The 19,925-nt window shown below is 71.5% G+C and carries 18 protein-coding genes; 8 read left to right on the top strand and 10 right to left on the bottom strand.

What is annotated here, in order from left to right; all coding sequences use genetic code 11:
• Nucleotides 1-94: 94 nt before the first annotated feature.
• Nucleotides 95-769, top strand: a complete 675-nt coding sequence (locus RLT58_RS28265; RefSeq protein WP_311313188.1) for a FadR/GntR family transcriptional regulator — start codon at nt 95-97, stop codon at nt 767-769.
• Nucleotides 770-811: 42 nt separating this feature from the next.
• Here RLT58_RS28265 and RLT58_RS28260 read toward each other — a convergent pair whose 3' ends face one another.
• The 3 genes from RLT58_RS28260 to fabG form a co-directional block, all read right to left on the bottom strand.
• Nucleotides 812-1,213: a hypothetical protein gene (locus RLT58_RS28260; RefSeq protein ID WP_311313187.1), complete on the bottom strand. Its 402-nt coding sequence runs from the start codon at nt 1,211-1,213 to the stop codon at nt 812-814.
• 173 nt (nt 1,214-1,386) lie between these two features.
• Complete coding sequence (fabI, locus tag RLT58_RS28255; protein WP_311313186.1) at nt 1,387-2,154, bottom strand: enoyl-ACP reductase FabI; 768 nt, start codon at nt 2,152-2,154, stop codon at nt 1,387-1,389.
• 5 nt (nt 2,155-2,159) lie between these two features.
• Complete coding sequence (gene fabG, locus RLT58_RS28250) at nt 2,160-2,879, bottom strand: 3-oxoacyl-[acyl-carrier-protein] reductase (protein ID WP_311313185.1); 720 nt, start codon at nt 2,877-2,879, stop codon at nt 2,160-2,162.
• Nucleotides 2,880-3,147: 268 nt separating this feature from the next.
• On the opposite strand from fabG, the gene RLT58_RS28245 reads away from it, so the two are divergent.
• From RLT58_RS28245 to tyrS, 3 genes are read left to right on the top strand one after another with little or no spacing between them, the layout of a single operon-like run.
• Complete coding sequence (locus tag RLT58_RS28245) at nt 3,148-4,671, top strand: TldD/PmbA family protein (RefSeq protein WP_311313184.1); 1,524 nt, start codon at nt 3,148-3,150, stop codon at nt 4,669-4,671.
• A complete protein-coding gene (locus RLT58_RS28240) occupies nt 4,668-6,062 on the top strand; it encodes a metallopeptidase TldD-related protein (protein WP_311313183.1) in 1,395 nt (464 codons plus the stop codon). Before RLT58_RS28245 ends, RLT58_RS28240 begins: the two co-directional genes overlap by 4 nt.
• 55 nt (nt 6,063-6,117) lie before the next feature.
• The gene (gene tyrS / locus RLT58_RS28235; RefSeq protein WP_311313182.1) at nt 6,118-7,386 is read left to right on the top strand and encodes a tyrosine--tRNA ligase; all 1,269 of its coding nucleotides are present in this window, start codon (nt 6,118-6,120) and stop codon (nt 7,384-7,386) included.
• A 111-nt stretch (nt 7,387-7,497) separates the two neighbouring features.
• Here tyrS and RLT58_RS28230 read toward each other — a convergent pair whose 3' ends face one another.
• Nucleotides 7,498-7,776, bottom strand: coding sequence for a GlsB/YeaQ/YmgE family stress response membrane protein (locus RLT58_RS28230; protein WP_311313181.1), 279 nt, complete (start codon nt 7,774-7,776; stop codon nt 7,498-7,500).
• A 214-nt stretch (nt 7,777-7,990) separates the two neighbouring features.
• Here RLT58_RS28230 and RLT58_RS28225 point away from each other — a divergent pair, with 214 nt between their 5' ends.
• On the top strand, nt 7,991-8,371 hold the full coding sequence (locus RLT58_RS28225) for a DUF3099 domain-containing protein (RefSeq protein ID WP_399131688.1): 381 nt from the start codon (nt 7,991-7,993) through the stop codon (nt 8,369-8,371).
• Nucleotides 8,372-8,590: 219 nt separating this feature from the next.
• Nucleotides 8,591-8,848 carry a hypothetical protein gene (locus tag RLT58_RS28220; protein ID WP_311313179.1) on the top strand — a complete coding sequence of 86 codons (258 nt, stop codon included), beginning with the start codon at nt 8,591-8,593 and terminating at the stop codon, nt 8,846-8,848.
• A 13-nt stretch (nt 8,849-8,861) separates the two neighbouring features.
• Here RLT58_RS28220 and moaA read toward each other — a convergent pair whose 3' ends face one another.
• From moaA to RLT58_RS28205, 3 genes are all read right to left on the bottom strand, one after another.
• Entirely contained in the window at nt 8,862-9,851 is a 990-nt protein-coding gene (moaA, locus tag RLT58_RS28215) for a GTP 3',8-cyclase MoaA (protein ID WP_311313178.1), read from the bottom strand.
• A 177-nt stretch (nt 9,852-10,028) separates the two neighbouring features.
• Nucleotides 10,029-11,666 carry a monocarboxylic acid transporter gene (locus RLT58_RS28210; RefSeq protein ID WP_311313177.1) on the bottom strand — a complete coding sequence of 546 codons (1,638 nt, stop codon included), beginning with the start codon at nt 11,664-11,666 and terminating at the stop codon, nt 10,029-10,031.
• On the bottom strand, nt 11,663-12,028 hold the full coding sequence (locus RLT58_RS28205) for a DUF485 domain-containing protein (RefSeq protein ID WP_311313176.1): 366 nt from the start codon (nt 12,026-12,028) through the stop codon (nt 11,663-11,665). Before RLT58_RS28205 ends, RLT58_RS28210 begins: the two co-directional genes overlap by 4 nt.
• 289 nt (nt 12,029-12,317) lie before the next feature.
• Between RLT58_RS28205 and RLT58_RS28200 the strand changes: the two genes are divergently transcribed.
• Nucleotides 12,318-13,853: a S8 family peptidase gene (locus tag RLT58_RS28200; protein WP_311313175.1), complete on the top strand. Its 1,536-nt coding sequence runs from the start codon at nt 12,318-12,320 to the stop codon at nt 13,851-13,853.
• A 48-nt stretch (nt 13,854-13,901) separates the two neighbouring features.
• Here the strand turns inward: RLT58_RS28200 and RLT58_RS28195 are convergent, their stop codons facing one another.
• Genes RLT58_RS28195 through RLT58_RS28185 form a run of 3 tightly spaced genes read right to left on the bottom strand, consistent with a single transcriptional unit; the run spans nt 13,902 to nt 16,576 of the window.
• On the bottom strand, nt 13,902-14,945 hold the full coding sequence (locus tag RLT58_RS28195) for a zinc-dependent alcohol dehydrogenase family protein (RefSeq protein WP_311313174.1): 1,044 nt from the start codon (nt 14,943-14,945) through the stop codon (nt 13,902-13,904).
• Between the two features lie 21 nt (nt 14,946-14,966).
• Entirely contained in the window at nt 14,967-15,677 is a 711-nt protein-coding gene (locus RLT58_RS28190; protein ID WP_311313173.1) for a lysoplasmalogenase, read from the bottom strand.
• Nucleotides 15,674-16,576 (bottom strand): sterol desaturase family protein, encoded by a 903-nt coding sequence (locus tag RLT58_RS28185; RefSeq protein ID WP_311313172.1) that lies wholly within the window; start codon nt 16,574-16,576, stop codon nt 15,674-15,676. Before RLT58_RS28185 ends, RLT58_RS28190 begins: the two co-directional genes overlap by 4 nt.
• Before the next feature lie 149 nt (nt 16,577-16,725).
• Between RLT58_RS28185 and RLT58_RS28180 the strand changes: the two genes are divergently transcribed.
• Nucleotides 16,726-19,827, top strand: a complete 3,102-nt coding sequence (locus RLT58_RS28180; RefSeq protein ID WP_311313171.1) for an NACHT domain-containing protein — start codon at nt 16,726-16,728, stop codon at nt 19,825-19,827.
• Nucleotides 19,828-19,925 lie beyond the last annotated feature (98 nt).

The following is a 19,925-nucleotide window of genomic DNA, read 5'->3' as shown; positions in this document are numbered from 1 at the left end:
TGCTTGTCCATTCCTCTGAATCCCTGAGATCATTCGGACAGCCCGAGAACGGCGGAACCGCCCGCCCCTTCCGGGTCTCCGAGCAAGGAGCACCATGGCGCTGACGTCTCCCCGGCGTTCGGCACTCGCCGACCAGGTGATTGCCCAGCTGAGGAATCAGATCACCTCGGGCGAATGGCCCGTGGGTGCGCGCATCCCCACCGAACCCGAGCTGGTGGAGCAGCTGGGGGTGGCCCGTAACACCGTCCGGGAGGCGGTGCGCGCGCTGGCGCACAACGGTCTGCTCGACATCCGCCAGGGCTCGGGCACCTATGTGGTCGCCACCAGCGAGCTGGCCGGGGTGATGCACCGCCGCTTCGCGTCCGCCGATCCCCGGCATGTGGCCGAGCTGCGTTCGACGCTGGAGTCGTCGGCGGCGCGCCTGGCCGCCGCCCGGCGCACCGAGCGGGATCTGCGGCAGCTGGACGCGCTCATGCGGCGGCGGGAGGAGACCTGGGCGGCGGGGGACGCCGAGGCGTTCGTGGCGGCGGACGCGACGCTGCATCTGGCCGTGGTAGCCGCCTCCCACAACGACGTGCTGACCGGCCTCTACGCCGACCTGGGCGATCTGCTGCGGGACTATCTCCGGGTGGACGTCGGCCGGGAACTGCGGCCGGAGAACCACATGGACCACGCGCGGCTGGTCGAGGCGATCCGCGCGGGTGACGCGGAGACGGCGGCCGCCGAGGCGGCGAGCCACGCGCTGACCTGCCTGGCGGACCGGGTCTAGGAGGCCTCGCGGCAGCAGACCTCGCAGCTGGGGATCTCGCGGCTAGGAGACCTTGGCCGTCGTCCCTGCGGCGTGGGTGACCCAGGCGGAGTCGACGTCCTTCCAGCAGCGGGCGTCCAGCCGGACGGTCCGCCCGGGGGCGACGGCGACCGGCGCGGAGTCCGCGTCGATGTCCCACCAGCGGGCGCACTCGGTGTGCAGCTGGACGCGGTCGGCGGAGGGGTACGGGTTGTGGCAGTAGGCGACGACCCGGGAGCCCTGGACCGACGTACGGCACTCGGAGCCGGAGGGCTCGGGGTCGGGCGCGTGGCTCGTGGCCGCGCGGGCGGCGCCGACGTGGCCCGCCGCGTACAGACCGACGGGGACGAGCAGGCCGGCGACGGCGGCGGAAGCCGCCAGCAGGGAGCGGGTCCGGGAACGGGTTCGGTGACGTGTGCCGCGCACAGCGATCTCCTCCCCTCAGCCTGACCAGAAGTCCGGTTCCTCCACATTCTGCGGTGGATCGTCCCGGTTTTCGACCTGAGCGGCGGGAGGGGCGGGCGGGACAGGCGAAACGGCCGTGCACCACCTCCGGGGAGGTGGTGCACGGCCGTTTCGCCTACCGGTGCGTACGGGTGTCAGGCACCCATCATGTGCACGCCACTGTCGACGTGGACGATCTCGCCCGTGGTCCGGGGGAAGAAGTCCGAGAGCAGCGCGACGACGCCGCGGCCCGCCGGCTCCGGGTCGGACATGTCCCACGCGAGCGGCGCGCGGGTGTTCCACACCTCGGCGAGCTCACCGAAGCCCGGGATGGACTTCGCGGCCATGGAGCCGATCGGTCCGGCCGAGATCAGGTTGCAGCGGATGCCGTCCTTGCCCAGGTCGCGGGCGAGGTAGCGGGAGGTCGCCTCCAGCGCGGCCTTGGCCGGGCCCATCCAGTCGTACTGCGGCCAGGCGTACTGGGCGTCGAAGGTGAGGCCGACGATCGAACCTCCCTCGCTCATCAGCGGCTTGCACGCCATGGCGAGGGACTTCAGCGAGAAGGCCGAGACGTGCATCGCCGTGGCGACCGACTCGAACGGGGTGTTGAGGAAATTGCCGCCGAGCGCGTCCTGCGGCGCGAAGCCGATGGAGTGGACGACGCCGTCCAGCGTGCCCAGCTCGTCGCGGACCAGGCCGGCGAGCCGGTCGAGGTGCTCGGTGTTGGTCACGTCCAGCTCGATGACCTTGGCCGGCTTGGGCAGCTTCCGGGCGATGCGCTCGGTCAGCGTGGGCCGCGGAAAGGCGGTCAGAATGACCTCGGCACCCTGTTCCTGGGCCACCTTGGCGGTGTGGAACGCGATGGACGACTCCATCAGCACCCCGGTGATGAGGATGCGCTTGCCGTCGAGAATTCCGCTCATGGTGATCAGTGACCCATGCCCAATCCGCCGTCAACGGGGATGACGGCTCCAGTGATGTACGACGCGTCGTCGGAGGCGAGGAAGCGCACCGCGGCGGCGATCTCCTCGGGCTGGGCGTAACGCGCCAGCGGCACCTGGGACACGATGCCCTTGCGCTGTTCCTCGGTGAGCACCTGCGTCATGTCGGTGTCGACGAAGCCGGGCGCGACGACGTTGAAGGTGATGTTGCGCGAACCGAGCTCGCGCGCCAGCGACCTGGCGAAGCCGACCAGACCCGCCTTGGACGCGGCATAGTTGGCCTGTCCCGCCGAGCCGAGGAGGCCGACCACGGAGGAGATGAGGACCACGCGGCCCTTCTTGGCGCGCAGCATGCCGCGGTTGGCGCGCTTGACGACCCGGAAGGTACCGGTGAGGTTGGTGTCGAGCACCGACGTGAAGTCGTCCTCGGACATCCGCATCAGCAACTGGTCCTTGGTGATACCGGCGTTGGCGACCAGCACCTCCACGTTGCCGTGCTTCTCCTCGATCTCCTTGTAGGCCTGCTCCACCTGCTCGGCGTCGGTGATGTCGCAACGGACCGCGAGAACACCGGCCTCGGTGAGCGCCTGCGGCGGCTCACCGGAACGGTAGGTGATCGCGACCTTGTCGCCGTTGTCGGCGAAAGCGCGGGCGATGGCGAGGCCGATGCCCCGGTTTCCTCCGGTGACGAGAACCGAGCGGCTCAACGGATCACCCTTTCGATAGCGGTCTGGTACCTCGAAAACCTATCGGTACCGGGTGCTCCACGAGGAATCGGCCCCTGACAGCGCCTCCCGCCGGGCACTGTCGGGTTCCTACAGTCGCCGCGCGGGCCCCGCCGCCGGGGGCCCGGGCGCACGCGTGCGCGGCGGGGCGCCCCGTCCCGTCCGGAATTCGGCCGCGAGCGCCACCGGGGCCGTGCTTCACTGCCTCGTAAACGATCCGAGGGTATGTGACGCAGAGGAGAGGCCGCCCGTGCCCCATGAGGTAGATCAGTCGTTCCTGGCACTCCCGCTACGGGCCCTCGCCGACGCGGCGCTCGCCCGCGCGCGGGCGCTGGGGGCCGTGCACGCCGACTTCCGTTTCGAGCGGGTGCGCAGCGCCACCTGGCGGCTGCGGGACGCCCGCCCGGCCGGGTCGTCGGACACCACCGACCTCGGCTACGCGGTACGGGTCGTGCACGGCGGGGCGTGGGGCTTCGCCTCCGGGGTGGATCTGACGATGGACGCCGCGGCGAAGGTGGCCTCGCAGGCCGTCGCCATGGCGAAGCTGTCGGCGAAGGTGATCGCGGCGGCGGGTTCGGACGAGCGCGTCGAGCTGGCGGACGAGCCGTCGCACGGGGAGCGGAGCTGGGTCTCGGCGTACGAGACCGACCCGTTCGGGGTGCCGGCCGAGGAGAAGGCGGGGCTGCTCGCCGAGTGGAGCGGCCGGCTGCTGGGGGCGGAGGGCGTCGCGCATGTGGACGCCTCGCTGATGACCGTCCACGAGAACAAGTTCTACGCGGACACGGCCGGCACGGTCACCACGCAGCAGCGGGTGCGGCTGCATCCGCAGTTCACCGCGGTCGCGGTGGACGCGACGACCGGCGAGTTCGACTCGATGCGCACGATCGCGCCGCCGGTGGGGCGCGGCTGGGAGTACCTGACCGGGACCGGCTGGGACTGGGACGCGGAGCTGGAGCGCATCCCGGGGCTGCTGGCCGAGAAGATGCGGGCGCCGAGCGTCGAGGCGGGGACGTACGACCTGGTCGTCGACCCGTCCAACCTGTGGCTGACCATCCACGAGTCGATCGGCCACGCCACCGAGCTGGACCGGGCGCTGGGGTACGAGGCGGCCTACGCCGGAACCTCGTTCGCCACGTTCGACCAGCTGGGCAAGCTCGCGTACGGCTCCCCGGTGATGAATGTGACGGGCGACCGCACCGCCGAGCACGGTCTCGCGACGGTCGGGTACGACGACGAGGGCGTCGAGGCGCAGTCCTGGGACCTGGTCAAGGACGGGACGCTGGTGGGCTACCAGCTGGACCGCCGGATCGCCAGGCTGACGGGGCTGGGCCGGTCCAACGGCTGCGCCTACGCGGACTCGCCGGGCCATGTCCCCGTCCAGCGCATGGCGAACGTGTCGCTCCAGCCTGACCCGGGCGGGCTCTCCACGGAGGATCTGATCGGCGGGGTGGAGCGGGGGATCTACGTGGTCGGCGACCGGTCCTGGTCGATCGACATGCAGCGCTACAACTTCCAGTTCACCGGACAGCGGTTCTTCCGGATCGAGAACGGGAAGCTCGCCGGGCAGCTGCGCGATGTCGCGTACCAGGCGACGACCACGGACTTCTGGGGCTCGATGGAGAAGGTCGGCGGCCCGCAGACGTACGTCCTGGGCGGCGCCTTCAACTGCGGCAAGGCCCAGCCGGGCCAGGTCGCGGCCGTCTCGCACGGCTGCCCCTCCGCCCTCTTCCGAGGCGTGAACATCCTCAACACGACGCAGGAGGCCGGACGATGAGCCGCGTCAGCAAGCCGTACGAGATCGTCGAGCGCGCACTCGAACTGTCCACCGCCGACGGCTGTGTGGTCATCGCGGACGAGGAGTCGTCGGCCAATCTGCGCTGGGCCGGCAACGCCCTCACGACGAACGGGGTGACCCGGGGCCGCACCCTGACCGTCATCGCCACCGTGGACGGGGCCGAGGGCACCGCCACCGGTGTGGTGTCCCGGTCCGCCGTCACGCCCGAGGACCTGGAGCCGCTGGTGCGGGCCGCCGAGGCCGCCGCACGCGGCGCGGGCCCCGCCGAGGACGCCCAGCCGCTGGTCACCGGGGTGCCCGCCTCCCCCGACTTCACGGACGCGCCGGCGGAGACGGACTCGGACGTGTTCGCGGCGTTCGCCCCGGCCCTCGGTGACGCCTTCGCCCGGGCCCGCTCCGGCGGCCGCGAGCTGTACGGCTTCGCCCACCACCAGATGACCTCGACCTACCTGGGCACGTCCACGGGGCTGCGGCTGCGCCACGACCAGCCGAACGGGACGCTGGAGCTGAACGCCAAGTCGCCCGACCGCTCCCGCTCGGCCTGGGCCGGCCGCGCCACGCGCGACTTCAAGGACGTCGACCCGGCCGAGCTGGACGCGGAACTCGCGCGGCGCCTCGCCTGGGCGGAGCGCCGCATCGAGCTGCCCGCCGGGCGGTACGAGACGCTGCTGCCGCCGACCGCCGTCGCCGACCTGCTGATCTACCAGCTGTGGTCCTCGACCGCCCGGGACGCCGCCGAGGGCCGGACGGTGTTCTCCAAGCCGGGCGGCGGCACCCGGATCGGCGAGACGCTGTCCCCGCTGCCGCTGACCCTGCGCAGCGACCCGAACGCGCCGGGTCTGGAATCCGCCCCGTTCGTCGTGGCCCACGCCTCGGGCGACGGCGGCTCGGTCTTCGACAACGGGCTGCCGCTGGCCCGCACGGACTGGGTCCGCGACGGCCGGCTGGAGCGGCTGACGACGACCCGGCACACGGCGGGCCTGACCGGGCTGCCGGTCGCCCCGGCGATCGACAACCTCCTGCTGGAGGGCGGCGGCGAGCGGTCGCTGGAGGAGATGGTGGCGGCGACGACCGGCCGGGCGCTGCTGCTGACCTGCCTCTGGTACATCCGCGAGGTCGACCCGGCGACGCTGCTGCTGACCGGGCTGACCCGGGACGGGGTCTATCTGGTGGAGAACGGCGAGGTGGTCGGCGAGGTGAACAACTTCCGCTTCAACGAGTCCCCGGTGGACCTGCTGTCGCGGGCCACCGAGGCGGGCCGCACCGAGAAGACGCTGCCGCGCGAATGGGGCGACTGGTTCACCCGGGCCGCGATGCCGGCGCTGCGCATCCCGGACTTCAACATGAGCTCGGTCAGCCGGGGGGTGTGACCCGCCTAGACTGGCTGTTGCTTTTCCATACACGTAGCTGAGGAGACACGGAACCGTGACGGACATCGTCGACGAGCTGAAGTGGCGCGGGCTGTTCGCCCAGTCCACTGACGAGGACGCATTGCGCAAGGCTCTCGCGGACGGTCCCGTCACGTTCTATTGCGGCTTCGACCCGACCGCGTCGAGCCTGCACGTGGGGCATCTGGTGCAGGTCCTCACCATGCGCCGGCTCCAGCGGGCCGGGCTGCGGCCGCTCGCCCTGGTGGGCGGGGCCACCGGTCAGATCGGTGACCCCCGCCCCACCGCCGAGCGCACGCTGAACGACCCGGAGACGGTCGCGCACTGGGTGACCCGGCTGCGCTCGCAGATCGAGCCGTTCCTGTCCTTCGAGGGCGAGAACGCCGCGGTCATGGTCAACAACCTGGACTGGACCGCGGGTCTGTCCGCGATCGAGTTTCTGCGGGACATCGGCAAGCACTTCCGGGTCAACAAGATGCTGACCAAGGACTCGGTGGCCCGCCGGCTGGAGTCCCAGGAGGGCATCAGCTACACGGAGTTCAGCTACCAGCTGCTCCAGGGCATGGACTTCCTGGAGCTGTACCGCCGCTACGGCTGCACGCTCCAGCAGGGCGGCAGCGACCAGTGGGGCAACCTCACGGCGGGCATCGACCTCATCCACCGCCTGGAGCCGGGTGCCGAGGTGCACGCGCTGGCGACCCCGCTGATGACGAAGGCGGACGGCACCAAGTTCGGCAAGTCCGAGAGCGGCGCCGTCTGGCTGGACCCGGAGATGACCACGCCGTACGCGTTCTACCAGTTCTGGCTGAACGTGGACGACCGGGACATCTCGCGCTACATGCGCATCCTCAGCTTCCAGAGCCCCGAGGAGCTGGAGGCGCTGGAGGCGCTCACCGAGGAGCGGCCGCAGGCGCGGACGGCGCAGCGCGCGCTGGCCGAGGAGCTGACGACGCTGGTGCACGGGGCGGACCAGTGTGCCGCGGTCGTCGCCGCGTCGAAGGCGCTGTTCGGCCAGGGTGAGCTGGGCGAACTGGACGAGGCGACGCTGAGCGCCGCACTCTCCGAGGTGCCGCACGCCCGGGTGAGCGAGCTGGGCCCGCTGGTCGACCTGCTGGTGGAGGTCGGTCTGGCGCCGAGCAAGTCGGGCGCCCGGCGCACGGTGAAGGAGGGCGGCGCCTACGTGAACAACGTGAAGGCCGTCGACGGCGAGGCGGCTCCGTCGGGCGAGGAGCTGCTGCACGGGCGCTGGCTGGTGCTGCGCCGGGGCAAGAAGAACCTCGCCGCGATCGAGGTCACGGCCGGCTGAGCCGGCGCCCTCGCGGCGCCGGACATCCTGCCGCCGGAAACGGCACCGCGGCCGGGCACGCGTCATGCGTGCCCGGCCGCGGCCGTCGGCGGACCCGCTGTCCGCCGGCGCTCAGGTCTTCTGCCGCTTGGTGCCGCGGACCGACGCCCACAGCATGTCACCGACCCCGACCACCACCACGGCTCCGATCAGCTGGAGCACATGCCGTGTCCAGTCGATGCCCTTGGTGTCGTTGACGCCGATCCAGGTCGCGACGGCGTTGCCGAGGATGCTGCCGATCATGCCGAAAATGACCGTCAGCCAGAGTGGGATCTCCTGCTTCCCCGGAAGGATCGCCTTCGCGATCAGACCGAGGACCAGGCCCACGATGATTGCCCACAACCAGCTCATGCCGCCTCCTCGTGCGACTCGGTGTCGCGCATGTCCGCCCAGTCTCGACGCCGGGACGAAACGTCGCATGTCGGACGGGCCCGTCCGTGTGACGGGGTTTCGGGGCGGCGGAATGTACGGATACGGCGTGCCCCGGTCTCGTACGCCCCAGGCCCCGGGCGTACCGTGGAAGCGGTCCGGTCCGGGGAGCGTCCGGCGGGAAATGGGTGGAGACGTGATGCGGAAGCAGAGCGGTGCGGAGGTCTTCCGGATCACCGGGGCCCGGCAGGGTCTCGCCGAGGATGTGCGCGGACGGCAGCGGCGCTACGTGATCTCGATGTCCGTGCGCACGGTCTCGGTGGTGGCGGCCGCGGTCCTGTGGAACGTGGAGCGCCATGTCGCGATCGTGGCGCTGGCGCTGGGGGTGCTGCTCCCCTATGTCGCCGTCGTCATCGCCAACGCGGGCCGCGAGAACACCCCTTCGCTGCCCTCCACGTTCGTGCTCCCGGCCCCGGCGCGGCCGGCGCTCGGCGGCGCTCCGGCGGCCGCTCCGACGGAGTCCGCACCGCAGTCCGGACGGGCGTTCCGCTCTCCGGATCCGCAGGAGCACGACTGAGCCCACGAGGGTCCCAAGCTCAAGAAAAGCTCAGATCAATCATGAAGTTCCAGTGCACCGCACCCAGGTGTGCGTGACATACTTCGTAGGCGCTCCGCATCCCCCGTCGGAGCGACGGACCGACGCCGGGCAGCTCCCCCCGTGGCTGCTCGGCGTCGCCTTTCTCCGGCAGGGGATGCGTCAGAAGGCCATCGGTGCGACTGGCCTAGGGTTGAGTGTGTGAACTCCCCTGAATCCACCGACAGCACGCCCAACGAGGCCGCCCGGGCCGCCCCCGTCTGCTCGGCCAAGGGCTGCCGCGCCGACGCCGTGTGGGTGCTCGCCTGGAACAACCCGAAACTGCACACCCCGGAGCGCCGCAAGACATGGCTGGCCTGCGAGGAGCACCGGGAGCACCTCTCGTCGTTCCTGGGGGTGCGCGGCTTCCTCAAGGACGTGGTGGCCCTGAAGGAGTGGGAGGCGCGGGACCGGTCCTAGCCGCCTGCCGGCCTCAGCCGCCGATCGCCGACATCGGGCGGTCGGGCTGGAGGAAGCTCGGGTCGTCAAGGCCGGATCCGGCCTTCTTGCCCCACATCGCGAGTCGCCAGATCCGGGCGATCTCCTCGTCGGGCGCGTCCGAGCGCAGGGCGCCGCGCAGGTCGGTCTCCTCGCGGGCGAACAGGCAGGTGCGCACCTGGCCGTCGGCGGTGAGCCGGGTCCGGTCGCAGGCCCGGCAGAACGGCCGGGTGACGGAGGCGATGACGCCGACCCGGTGGGGGCCGCCGTCGACGAGCCAGCGCTCGGCGGGGGCGGAACCGCGCTCGCCGTCGTCCTCCGCGGTGAGGTCGAAGCGGGTGCGCAGGGAGTCCAGGATGTCACCGGCGGTGATCATGCCGTCGCGCTTCCAGCCGTGCTGGGCGTCGAGCGGCATCTGCTCGATGAAGCGGAGCTCGTAGCCGTGGGCCACGGCCCAGGCCAGCAGGTCGGGGGCCTCGTCGTCGTTGAGCCCCGGCATCAGGACGGTGTTGACCTTGACGGGGGTGAGCCCGGCCTCGTGGGCGGCTTCGAGACCGGCCAGCACGTCGTGGTGCCGGTCGCGGCGGGTGAGGGTCTTGAACACCTCGGGCCGCAGGGTGTCCAGCGAGACGTTGACCCGGTCGAGTCCGGCGTCCTTGAGCGCGGCGGCGGTCCGCTCGAGCCCGATGCCGTTGGTCGTCAGGGACATCCTGGGGCGGGGCTCCAGGGCCGCGCACTGCTGGACGATGGAGACGAGCCCGGGGCGCAGCAGCGGCTCGCCGCCGGTGAAGCGGACCTCGGTGATGCCGAGCCGGGTGACGGCGATACGGACGAGCCGGACGATCTCCTCGTCGCTCAGCAGGTCGGGCTTGGCCAGCCACTGCAGGCCCTCCTCGGGCATGCAGTAGGTGCAGCGCAGATTGCACCGGTCGGTCAGCGAGACGCGCAGGTCGGTGGCGACCCGGTCGTAGGTGTCGATGAGCATGTGGTGGGCCCCCTCCCCCGGCGACTTCCCGGTTGCGGTATCTGACTCTTTCGAGACTACGCGAGACCGGTGACGCCGGAGTGGCCCGTTTGGCACGAGGAGCGGCGAGGCCGCGTCGTAGGACTCTACGACGCGGCCTCGTGGTCCCGGGGTCGGCCCCGGGTGGAACACCAGGGCTCAGTGGGCGCCGATGCCCGTGAGGGACTTGACCTCCAGCTCGGCGTACTTGCCCTTGTCCGGCTCCTCCTTGGACAGCAGGGAGCCGAGCCAGCCGAGCAGGAAGCCCAGCGGAATGGAGATGAGACCGGGGTTCTCCAGCGGGAACCAGGCGAAGTCGACGCCCTTGAACATCGAGGTCTTCTCGTTGCCGGAGACGACCGGCGAGAACAGCACCAGGATCACCGAGCTGGCCAGACCGCCGTAGATCGACCACAGGGCGCCCCGGGTGGTGAAGCGCTTCCAGAAGAGGCTGTAGAGGAGCGTGGGCAGGTTGGCCGAGGCGGCGACGGCGAAGGCGAGCGCCACCAGGCCGGCGACGTTCATGTCGCGGGCGAAGGCGCCCAGGACGATCGCGGCGGCGCCGATGAAGACGGTGGCCCAGCGGGCGGCCTTCATCTCCTCCTTCTCGGTGGCCTTCCCCTTGCGGATGACGTTGGCGTAGATGTCGTGGGCGAAGGAGGACGAGGAGGCGAGGGTCAGCCCGGCGACGACGGCGAGGATCGTGGCGAAGGCGACGGCGGAGATGACGGCGAGCATGACGGCGCCGCCGGTGCTGCCGACCCCGCCCAGGTATTCGGCGAGCTGCGGGGCGGCCGCGTTGCCCGCCGGGTTCTTCGCCTTGATCTCGTCCGGGCCGATCAGGGCCGCGGCGCCGAATCCGAGGGCGATGGTCATCAGATAGAACGCGCCGATGATGCCGATGGCCCAGTTGACGGACTTACGGGCCGCCTTGGCGGTCGGCACCGTGTAGAAGCGGATCAGGATGTGCGGCAGGCCGGCGGTGCCCAGGACCAGGGCGATGCCGAGGGAGAGGAAGTCGAGCTTCGAGGTGCCGGTGGCGCCGTACTTCAGCCCGGGCTCCAGGAACGAGGCACCGTGGCCGCTCTTCTCGGCGGCGGTGCCCAGCAGGTCGGAGACGTTGAAGTCGAACTTCCACAGCACCATGAAGGTCATCAGGATCGCGCCGGCGATGAGCAGCACGGCCTTGACCATCTGCACCCAGGTGGTGCCCTTCATGCCGCCGATGGTGACGTAGACGATCATCAGTACGCCGACCAGCGCAACGATGAGGATCTTTCCGGCGTCGCTGGTGATGCCGAGGAGCAGCGAGACCAGAACTCCCGCGCCCGCCATCTGTGCCAGCAGGTAGAAGATCGAGACGACGATGGTCGACACACCCGCGGCGGTACGGACCGGGCGCTGCCGCATCCGGTAGGCGAGGACGTCGCCCATGGTGTATCGGCCCGAGTTGCGCAGCGGTTCGGCGACCAGCAGCAGGGCCACCAGCCAGGCGACGAGGAAGCCGATCGAGTAGAGGAAGCCGTCGTAGCCGAAGAGGGCGATGGCGCCGGCGATGCCGAGGAACGAGGCGGCGGACATGTAGTCGCCGGAGACCGCGAGGCCGTTCTGGAAGGCGGTGAACTGGCGTCCGCCCGCGTAGAAGTCGGACGCGCTCCGGGTCTGGCGGCCGGCCCAGACGGTGATGCCGAGGGTCGCGGCGACGAAGACCGCGAACAGGGTGATGATCAGCGGCCGGTGCTCGGTGGCCGAGGCGGCGAGGGTCACCGCGCTGTGGGAGTGGTACGCGGCGCTCATGCGTCGGCCTCCATACGGGACTTGATGGCCTCGGCCTTCGGGTCGAGCTTGGTGTTGGCGTGGCGCGAGTAGAACCAGGCGATGAGGAAGGTGGTGAGGAACTGGGCGAGGCCGAAGACGAAGGCCACGTTGATGTTGCTGTACACCTTGGTGCCCATGAAGCCGCCGGCGTAGTTGGAGAGCAGCACGTACAGCAGGTACCAGAGGACGAAGGCGATGGTCAGCGGGAAGGCGAACGTGCGGTAGGACCGGCGCAGTTCGCCGAATTCCGCGCTCTCCTGCTCCGCGAGGAACGCCTCGGTCGTGGGCTGGGCAGGGCTGGTCTGCGTACTGCCCTCGGGCGGCGGTGCATCGGTAGCCACGGAATCTCCTCGCGACGCGGGTGCGGTGTTGGGGACGGTGGATTTCACTGCGGAACCTCGGTATCGGGGGGTGATGGTGCGCCTCCCCTGACAACGGCACGCAGCGCGCGGCGAAGCGGTTCACCTCGGTTCGCTCCTTCTCCCGGTCACTCCTTCGGACGCCCGGGCGCGCACGCGTTCGCCCGAACTCATTGATGAGCGGGGATGATCGGCGATAGCTTCACTCGTCATGTACGCGACTGGACGCACCCCGTGTCCGGTCGCCCGGCACGGATGATGTGGAGACCCCATGGCTCATCTGGGATCCAGACGGACACGCGCACTGACGCTGCCCGTCGGATTGGCCCTCACCGCCTCGCTCGGCTTCCTGCCGACGGGCGCCGCCTCCGCCGCTCCCTCGGACGGCGCACCCTCGGCGGCGGCACCGGCGGACGGCCCGAAGCTGTCGTACGTGGTCAACACGCAGGGCGGTGCCGCCACCGTCAAGCAGGTACGGAAGGCGATCGAGCGGGCCGGCGGCACGGTGGTGATCGCCTACGACCGGATCGGTGTCATCGTCGTCCACTCGCAGAACCCGGACTTCGCGCGCACGGTGCGCGGGGTCAGGGGCGTCCAGTCGGCGGGCGCCACCCGGACCAACCCGATCGTCCCGCAGGCCACCAAGGACATCGGGGTCGAGCAGCCGCTGACGGCCGAGCAGGAGCGGAGCGCGGCGGCGCGGGCGACGGCGGGGCAGGATCCGCTGGAGCCGCTCCAGTGGGACCTGCCGGCCATCAAGGCGGACAAGGCGCACCAGAAGTCGCTGGGCAGCTCGAAGGTCACGGTCGCGGTCATCGACACGGGTGTCGACGACACGCACCCTGACCTGGCGCCGAACTTCGACCGCCGCGCCTCGGCCGACTGCGTCTCCGGCGCACCGGACACCACGGACGGCGCCTGGCGCCCGAAGACCGGCGAGAGCGACCACGGCACCCATGTCGCGGGCACCATCGCCGCCGCGAAGAACGGCATCGGGGTGACGGGTGTCGCGCCGGGCGTGAAGGTCTCCGGCATCAAGGTGGGCAACCCCGACGGCTTCTTCTACACCGAGGCCGTCGTCTGCGGCTTCGTGTGGGCGGCGGACCACGGCGCCGACGTCACCAACAACAGCTATTACACCGACCCGTGGATGTACAACTGCAAGAACGACCCGGACCAGGGCGCCCTGGTCGAGGCGGTCGCGCGGGCCACCCGCTACGCCGAGCGCAAGGGCACGGTGAATGTCGCGGCGGCGGGCAACTCCGCCGAGGACCTGGCGGCGGACACGATCGAGGACGCGTCGAGCCCGAACGACACCACCCCGGCGCCCCGGACCATCGACCCGAAGGTGTGCCTCGACATCCCGACGATGCTGCCGGGGGTCGTGACGGTCTCGGCGACGGGTGCGAAGGGGCTGAAGTCCTCGTACTCGAACTACGGGAACGGCGTCATCGACGTGGCCGCGCCGGGCGGGGACTCGACGGTCTACCAGACGCCCGAGCCGCCGGCGACGAACGGCCTGATCCTCTCGACGCTGCCGGGCGGCGGGTACGGCTACAAGGCCGGTACGTCGATGGCGTCCCCGCATGTCGCGGGCGTCGTGGCCCTGATCAAGTCGAAGCACCCGTACGCGTCGGCCGCCGCGGTCAAGGCGCTGCTGACCCTGGAGGCGGACGCCACCGCCTGCGGAGCCCCGTACGACATCGACGGTGACGGCACCGTCGACGCGGTCTGCGAGGGCGGCAAGAACCGCAACGGCTTCTACGGGGCCGGCGTGGTGGACGCGCTGGACGCCGTGCGCTGGTGACGGACGGCCCGGGGGCCGCCGTCGGGCGGGCCCCGGGCCGGACGGCGGTCACGGCGTGATGAGGACCTTCAGCGCCGTGCGCTCGTCCATCGCCTTGTAGCCGGCCGGGACCTCGTCGAGGCCGATGGCCAGGTCGAAGACGGGCGAGGGGTCGATGGTGCCGGACAGGACGTCGGGGAGCAGCTCCGGGATGTAGGTGCGCACGGGGGCGACACCCCCGCGCAGGGCGATGTTGCGGTCGAACATCACGCCGAGGTCCAGTCCGGTGCCGCTGCCGTGCGGGACGCCGACGTAGCCGATCGAGCCGCCGTCCCGGGTGATGCCGACGGCGGTGCGCATCGACTCCTCGGTGCCGACGGCCTCGATCACGGCGTGCGCGCCCTCGCCGCCGAGGAGGTCCCGTACGGCGGCGACGGCCGCGTCACCGCGCTCGGCGACGACATCGGTGGCGCCGAAGGTACGGGCGATGTCCGTGCGCACCGTGTGGCGGCCCAGCGCGATGATCCGCTCGGCGCCGAGCCGCTTGGCGGCCATGACGCCGCACAGGCCGACGGCTCCGTCACCGACGACGGCGACGGTCGAGCCGGGCTTCACCCCGGCGCCGACGGCGGCGTGGTGGCCGGTGCCGAGGACGTCGGAGAGCGCCAGCAGCGCGGTGAGCAGGTGGTCGTCGGAGGCCGCGGCGGCGGGGAGCTTGACGAGGGTGCCGTCGGCGAAGGGGACGCGGACGGCCTCGCCCTGTCCGCCGTCGGAGCCGACCGAGCCCCAGAAGCCGCCCTGCGGGCAGGAGGTGGTCAGCCCCTCGGCGCAGTACGCGCAGGTGCCGTCGGACCAGACGAAGGGGGCGACGACGAGGTCGCCGACGGCGAAGCCGTGGACCTCGGCCCCGGCCTCCTCGACGATCCCCAGGAACTCGTGGCCGATGCGCTGGCCGGGCTGCCGGGCGGACTCACCGCGGTAGGCCCACAGGTCGCTGCCGCAGATGCAGGCCCGCAGAACCCGCAGGACGACGTCGGTGGGCCGCTGGATCGCCGGGTCCGGCACCTCCTGCACGCGGATGTCGTGGGGGGCGTGGATGACGGTGGCGCGCATGCGTGGGGGTCCTTGCTGATCTCAGATGCTGATACTCCGCTCACGGTACGCCCCGGGGACCCCACGTGCCCCTGGCGCCCCCGGTGCCCCGAGCGCCCCGAACGTCAGCAGGAGCTGCGCCGCCACATAGGTGAGCATGACCCAGAAGTCGGGTGCGGGCAGCTGCGGCCAGTCGGCGATGCCGGTGGCGATCAGCGCGTCGGAGACCAGGAAGAGCGCCCCGCCGGTGGCCGCGTACCGGCCGAGTACCCCGGAGCGGTACGCCATGGCGGTCAGCAGCAGGCTGTAGCCCGCCATCGGGATCCGCAGCCCGGCCGGCAGCCCGTCCCAGATCAGCACGACGAAGACCGCCAGCACGACCGCGTACCCGGTCCCGGGCAGCAGGGCGCCGCGCCGCCGCCCGAAGAGCACCAGGTAGCAGATGTGCCCGGCGGCGAAGCCGCCCATCCCGATGAGGAAGGCGAGATCGGCGTCGGCCAGCAGGAACACGTCCCCGGCCCAGCCGCAGAGCAGTGCGGCGACCAGCAGCCGGGGCCCGCGCCGGGCGGCGGCGTAGCCGGCCAGCAGCGGCATCAGCAGCGGCTTGGCGACGAGGTGGAGGCCGCCGATGTCCGCGAGCACCCCGACGAGATCGGCGGCGCACACGACGAGGAAGGCGATGAGCAGGGGCCGTACCAGCCGCTCCCGCCGCTCCCGCTGCTCCGTCCGCTCCGGCACCGGTCCGGCGCTCATCCGGTGCGTTCCGCGGCGGTGGCGGCGGAAGCGGTGGCGGTGACCGCGGGTGCCCCCGCCGTCCGCGCGGCCGGCTGCCAGCCGGGCCCCCGGAAGATCCGCCCGGCCCGCTCGCCCCAGCTGCCCGCCGCGCGCACGTCGCGCGCGATGGCGGCGTACTCGTGGGTGGCGACCCGCAGCGGGTTGAAGGTGTTGATGTTCTTGGTGAGCCCGAACACGGGCCGCTCGGTCTCGGCGGCGTACGACCCGAACCACCGGTCCCACACGATCAGGATCCCGCCGAAGTTCCGGTCGAGGTACCCGCCCTGCGAGGCGTGGTGCACCCGGTGGTGCGAGGGCGTGTTCAGCACGTACTCGAAGGGCCGGGGCAGCTTGTCGATCCGCTCGGTGTGCACCCAGAACTGGTAGACGAGGTTGGCCGACGAACAGAAGGCCAGCGCCGCCGGGTGCACACCGCAGGCGATGAGCGGCAGATAGAAGGGCCAGGAGGTCAGCGAGGTCCAGGGCTGGCGCAGCGCGGTGGAGAGGTTGAACTTCCGGCTGGAGTGGTGGACCACGTGGCAGGCCCACAGGATCCGGATGACGTGGTGGCCCCGGTGCGACCCGTAGTAGAAGAAGTCCTGGGCCAGCAGCATCAGCAGCACGGTCCACCAGAGCACGGGCACCCGCAGCGGCGTCAGCTCGTACACCGCTGTGTAGATCGCCACGATGGGCAGTTTCCACAGCAGGTCGAAGACCAGGCTGCCCAGCCCCATGGTGATGCTGGTGGCGGCGTCCTTCGCCTCGTACCCGGCGGCGTCCTCGTCGGGGTGGAAGTGGTGGAGCGCCATCTCCAGCACGGTGAGCAGAACGAAGGCCGGTATGGACCAGAGCACTACATCGGGCAGGTTCGTCGGCATTCCTGCACGGTAGAGCCGCATGTCGGCCCGGGACTAGACGTTGTTACCAACAAGTATGCGAGACCTGGTGTCAGCAGTCTTTGGTGACTTCCGACAGCCACGGCGTCGTACGATCCCTCCACCGGAGTCCGACAGGGGGAGGAACTGCCTTGCAGGGTCTGGAAGTTGCGCTGATCCGGCTCGCTACGACAGTACTCGGCACGGTGGCGAGATCACTGGTCGCGCCCAAGCCCGGCGCGGGCCTGGTCCCGGACCCGGTCCGCCCGCTCCCCCGCCCGGCGAAGCCGGGCCGGCTGGCGGCCGTGCTCGGCGGGCGGCTGGCCAAGTCGTACGCCGGGCTGCCGGAGAACGAGCGGCTGGCCGCCGTGGACGCGGTCCGCGACACCTTCGCGGCGCAGGGCACGCTGAGCGCGGACCGGCTGTTCTCCCTGGACCTGGCCCCGGAGCGGCTGGCCGCCGAACTGTCGGCGCCCCCGCCGGGGCTGTCGGAGCGGGCCGCCGGACTGTACCGGGAGCTGCTGGAGCGGTGCTGCGCCCATGTCGTGGAGCAGCTGACCGCCGAGCCGTCGTTCGCCGCCCGGGCGGCGGTGGAGCAGGTCCGCGCGGCGGAGCGGACGCGGGAGCTGGTGGCGGACGTACGGGACCGGGTCGGCCCGCACCCCGGGGCCGCGGCCCTGGACTTCGAGGAGCGGTACGCGGCGTTCGTGGCCGCGGCACACAGCCGGATGGGGCTGTTCGGGCTGACACTCGGCCGGTCGGCGGGCGAGTGGCCGCTGGAGACGGCCTACATCAGCCTGGCGGTGAGCTCCCGGCTCGACGCTCCGGACTGGTGGGAGGGGTCCGCGCCGGACCGGGTGACGGTCAAGGCCGAACAGGCCCTCGCGGAGACCAGCCGCCTGCTGCTGCGGGGGCCGGCCGGGTCCGGCAAGAGCACGCTGGTGCAGTGGCTGGCAGTGAACGCCGCGCGGCAGTCGTTCGACAGCGACCTGGCGGACTGGAACCGCTGTGTGCCGTTCGTGCTGCGGCTGCGCGCGTTCACCTCGGACGACCGGCTGCCCGGCCCGGAGGACTTCCTGCGCGCCACCGGCGTCCCGCTGCACGGCGCGGCCCCCGCGGGCTGGGCGGACCGGCTGCTGTCCGAGGGGCGGGGCCTGGTGCTGGTGGACGGGGTGGACGAGGTTCCGATGCGGCTGCGCCGGCGTACCGAGAAGTGGCTGAAGGACCTGATCACCGCGTACCCGAGGTCGCGCTATGTGGTGACGACCCGGCCGTCCGCGGTCCCCGACGGGTGGCTCGGCCAGCAGGGCTTCGTGGCGCACTCGATGCTGCCGATGGACCGGGACGACATCCGCGCCTTCATCAGGCACTGGCACGACGCGGCGCGCGGGCAGTGCCCGGCACCGGAGGAACGGGGCCAGCTCGACGTGTACGAGGCGTCCTTGCGCCGTGCGGTCGGGCTGCGCAGGGACCTCGGCCGGCTGGCGACCAACCCCCTGATGTGCGCCCTGCTGTGCGCGCTCAACCGCGACCGGCGGATGCAACTGCCCCGGGCCCGCAAGGAGTTGTACGACGCGGCGCTGGACATGCTGCTGGTACGGCGGGACACGGAACGCGAGATCGTGAACGTCGAGGGCGTCGACCTCACCCGGGAGGAGCAGACGGCGCTGCTCCAGCGGCTGGCGTACTGGCTGATCCGCAACGGCCAGCTGGAGGCGGCACGCGAGGAGGCCGTCACCATGGTGGCGGAGTGGCTGCGGGCCATGCCACAGGTACGGGGCACGGCCACGCAGGTCTTCTCGCACCTGCTGATCCGCAGCGGCCTGCTGCGCGAACCGGCGCCGGGCGCGGTGGCCTTCGTGCACCGGACGTTCCTGGACTACCTGGGCGCGAAGGCGGCGGTGGAGGCGCGGGACTTCGGGGTTCTGGTGCGCAACGCCCACGACGACGGGTGGGACGACGTGGTGCAGATGGCGGTGGGGCACGCCCGGGTGGACGAACGCACCCTGCTCCTGAGCAGACTGCTGCACCGGTCCGAGGAGGAGCCGGAACACCGCCATCGCCTGGTGCTTCTGGCAGCGGCGAGCCTGGACCACGCGCCCGAGCTGAGTCCCGGTGTCCGCTCCGAGGTACAGACGCGGACCGAGAAACTGCTGCCGCCCCTGGCTCCCGAGGACGCCGACGAACTCGCCAAGGCGGGCGAGCTGGTGCTGGACCTGCTGCCGAAGCCCGGCCACCTGAGCGCGGGCACGGCGGCCGCGATCGTACGCACGGCGGGGCTGATCGGGGGCGACGCCGCGTTCGAGGTGATGGTCGGGTTCAGACAGGACGAGCGGCCGGAGGTCTCCCGCCAACTGACCGAGAGCTGGGGCGCCTTCCCCGCGGAGGCCTACGCCCGGGAGGTGCTCTCCGCCGGCTCCTGGGCCACGTCGTATCTGTACGTGCGCCGGGCCGATCAGCTCGGCGCACTGCGTCACGTCCGCGGGGCCCGGCGGATCCATGTGAGCGGCGCCCACCGCGATCTCGGCCCCCTGCTCCGGCTGGACGCCCCGGAAGCGCTCTTCCTGTACGACAACTGGGTGCTCACGGACCTCTCCGCCCTGGCCTCCGTCCCCTCACTGACCGAGGTGGGAATCAGTCTCTGCCCGGAGGTGAAGGACCTGAGGCCGCTGGCCACCCCCGCGCTGCGGAGCCTCATGCTGTACGAGATCAACGCCGACGTGTCCCTCGAACCCCTGCGCGACATGACAGGGCTCACGGCCTTCACCGCCCAGCACCCTGTGCTCGTCGAGAGCGTGGGCGAACTGCCCATCGGCCCTCAGCTCACCAACCTCGCCCTGTCCCGCCAGACCCGGTACCTGCGCCTCGACGGCATCGAGCGCTGGCCGCGCCTGGACGCCCTCACGGTCGGGGGCCGGACCCAGCTGGGCGAGCTGGAGCGGCACCCGTCCCTCGCCACGCTCACGACGCTCGGGGTGCACGAGGTCGATCACTTCGACCCCCGGATGATCCACGGGCTCACCGCGCTGCGGCGGCTCCTCCTGTTCCGCTGCGGCACCGTCGCCGATCTGGCCCCCCTGCGCGAGCTGCCCGGCCTCACGTCGCTGCGGCTGAGCCACTGCGCGCTGGACGGTCCCCCGGTCGACCTGAGCCCGCTGGCCGCCTTCGAAGGCCTCACCGTCACCCTGTCGGGCGACACGAAGGCCAGCGGCACCGAACTCTTCCCGCCGGGCCGCATCATCCACCGCCCCTAGGGCGTGTCGTCGAACTGGCGTCGTCGCCCGAAGGGCGGCCGGGCGGCGTCAGGCGGGTGCTCTCGGCGCGCCGGCCCCGGGCCCCCGTACTGGACGCA

The sequence above is a fragment of the Streptomyces sp. ITFR-16 genome (assembly GCF_031844705.1).
Lineage (GTDB): Bacteria > Actinomycetota > Actinomycetes > Streptomycetales > Streptomycetaceae > Streptomyces.
The sequence above is the reverse complement of the archived record's forward strand: the minus strand, read 5'-3'. Positions and strand labels throughout refer to the sequence as shown.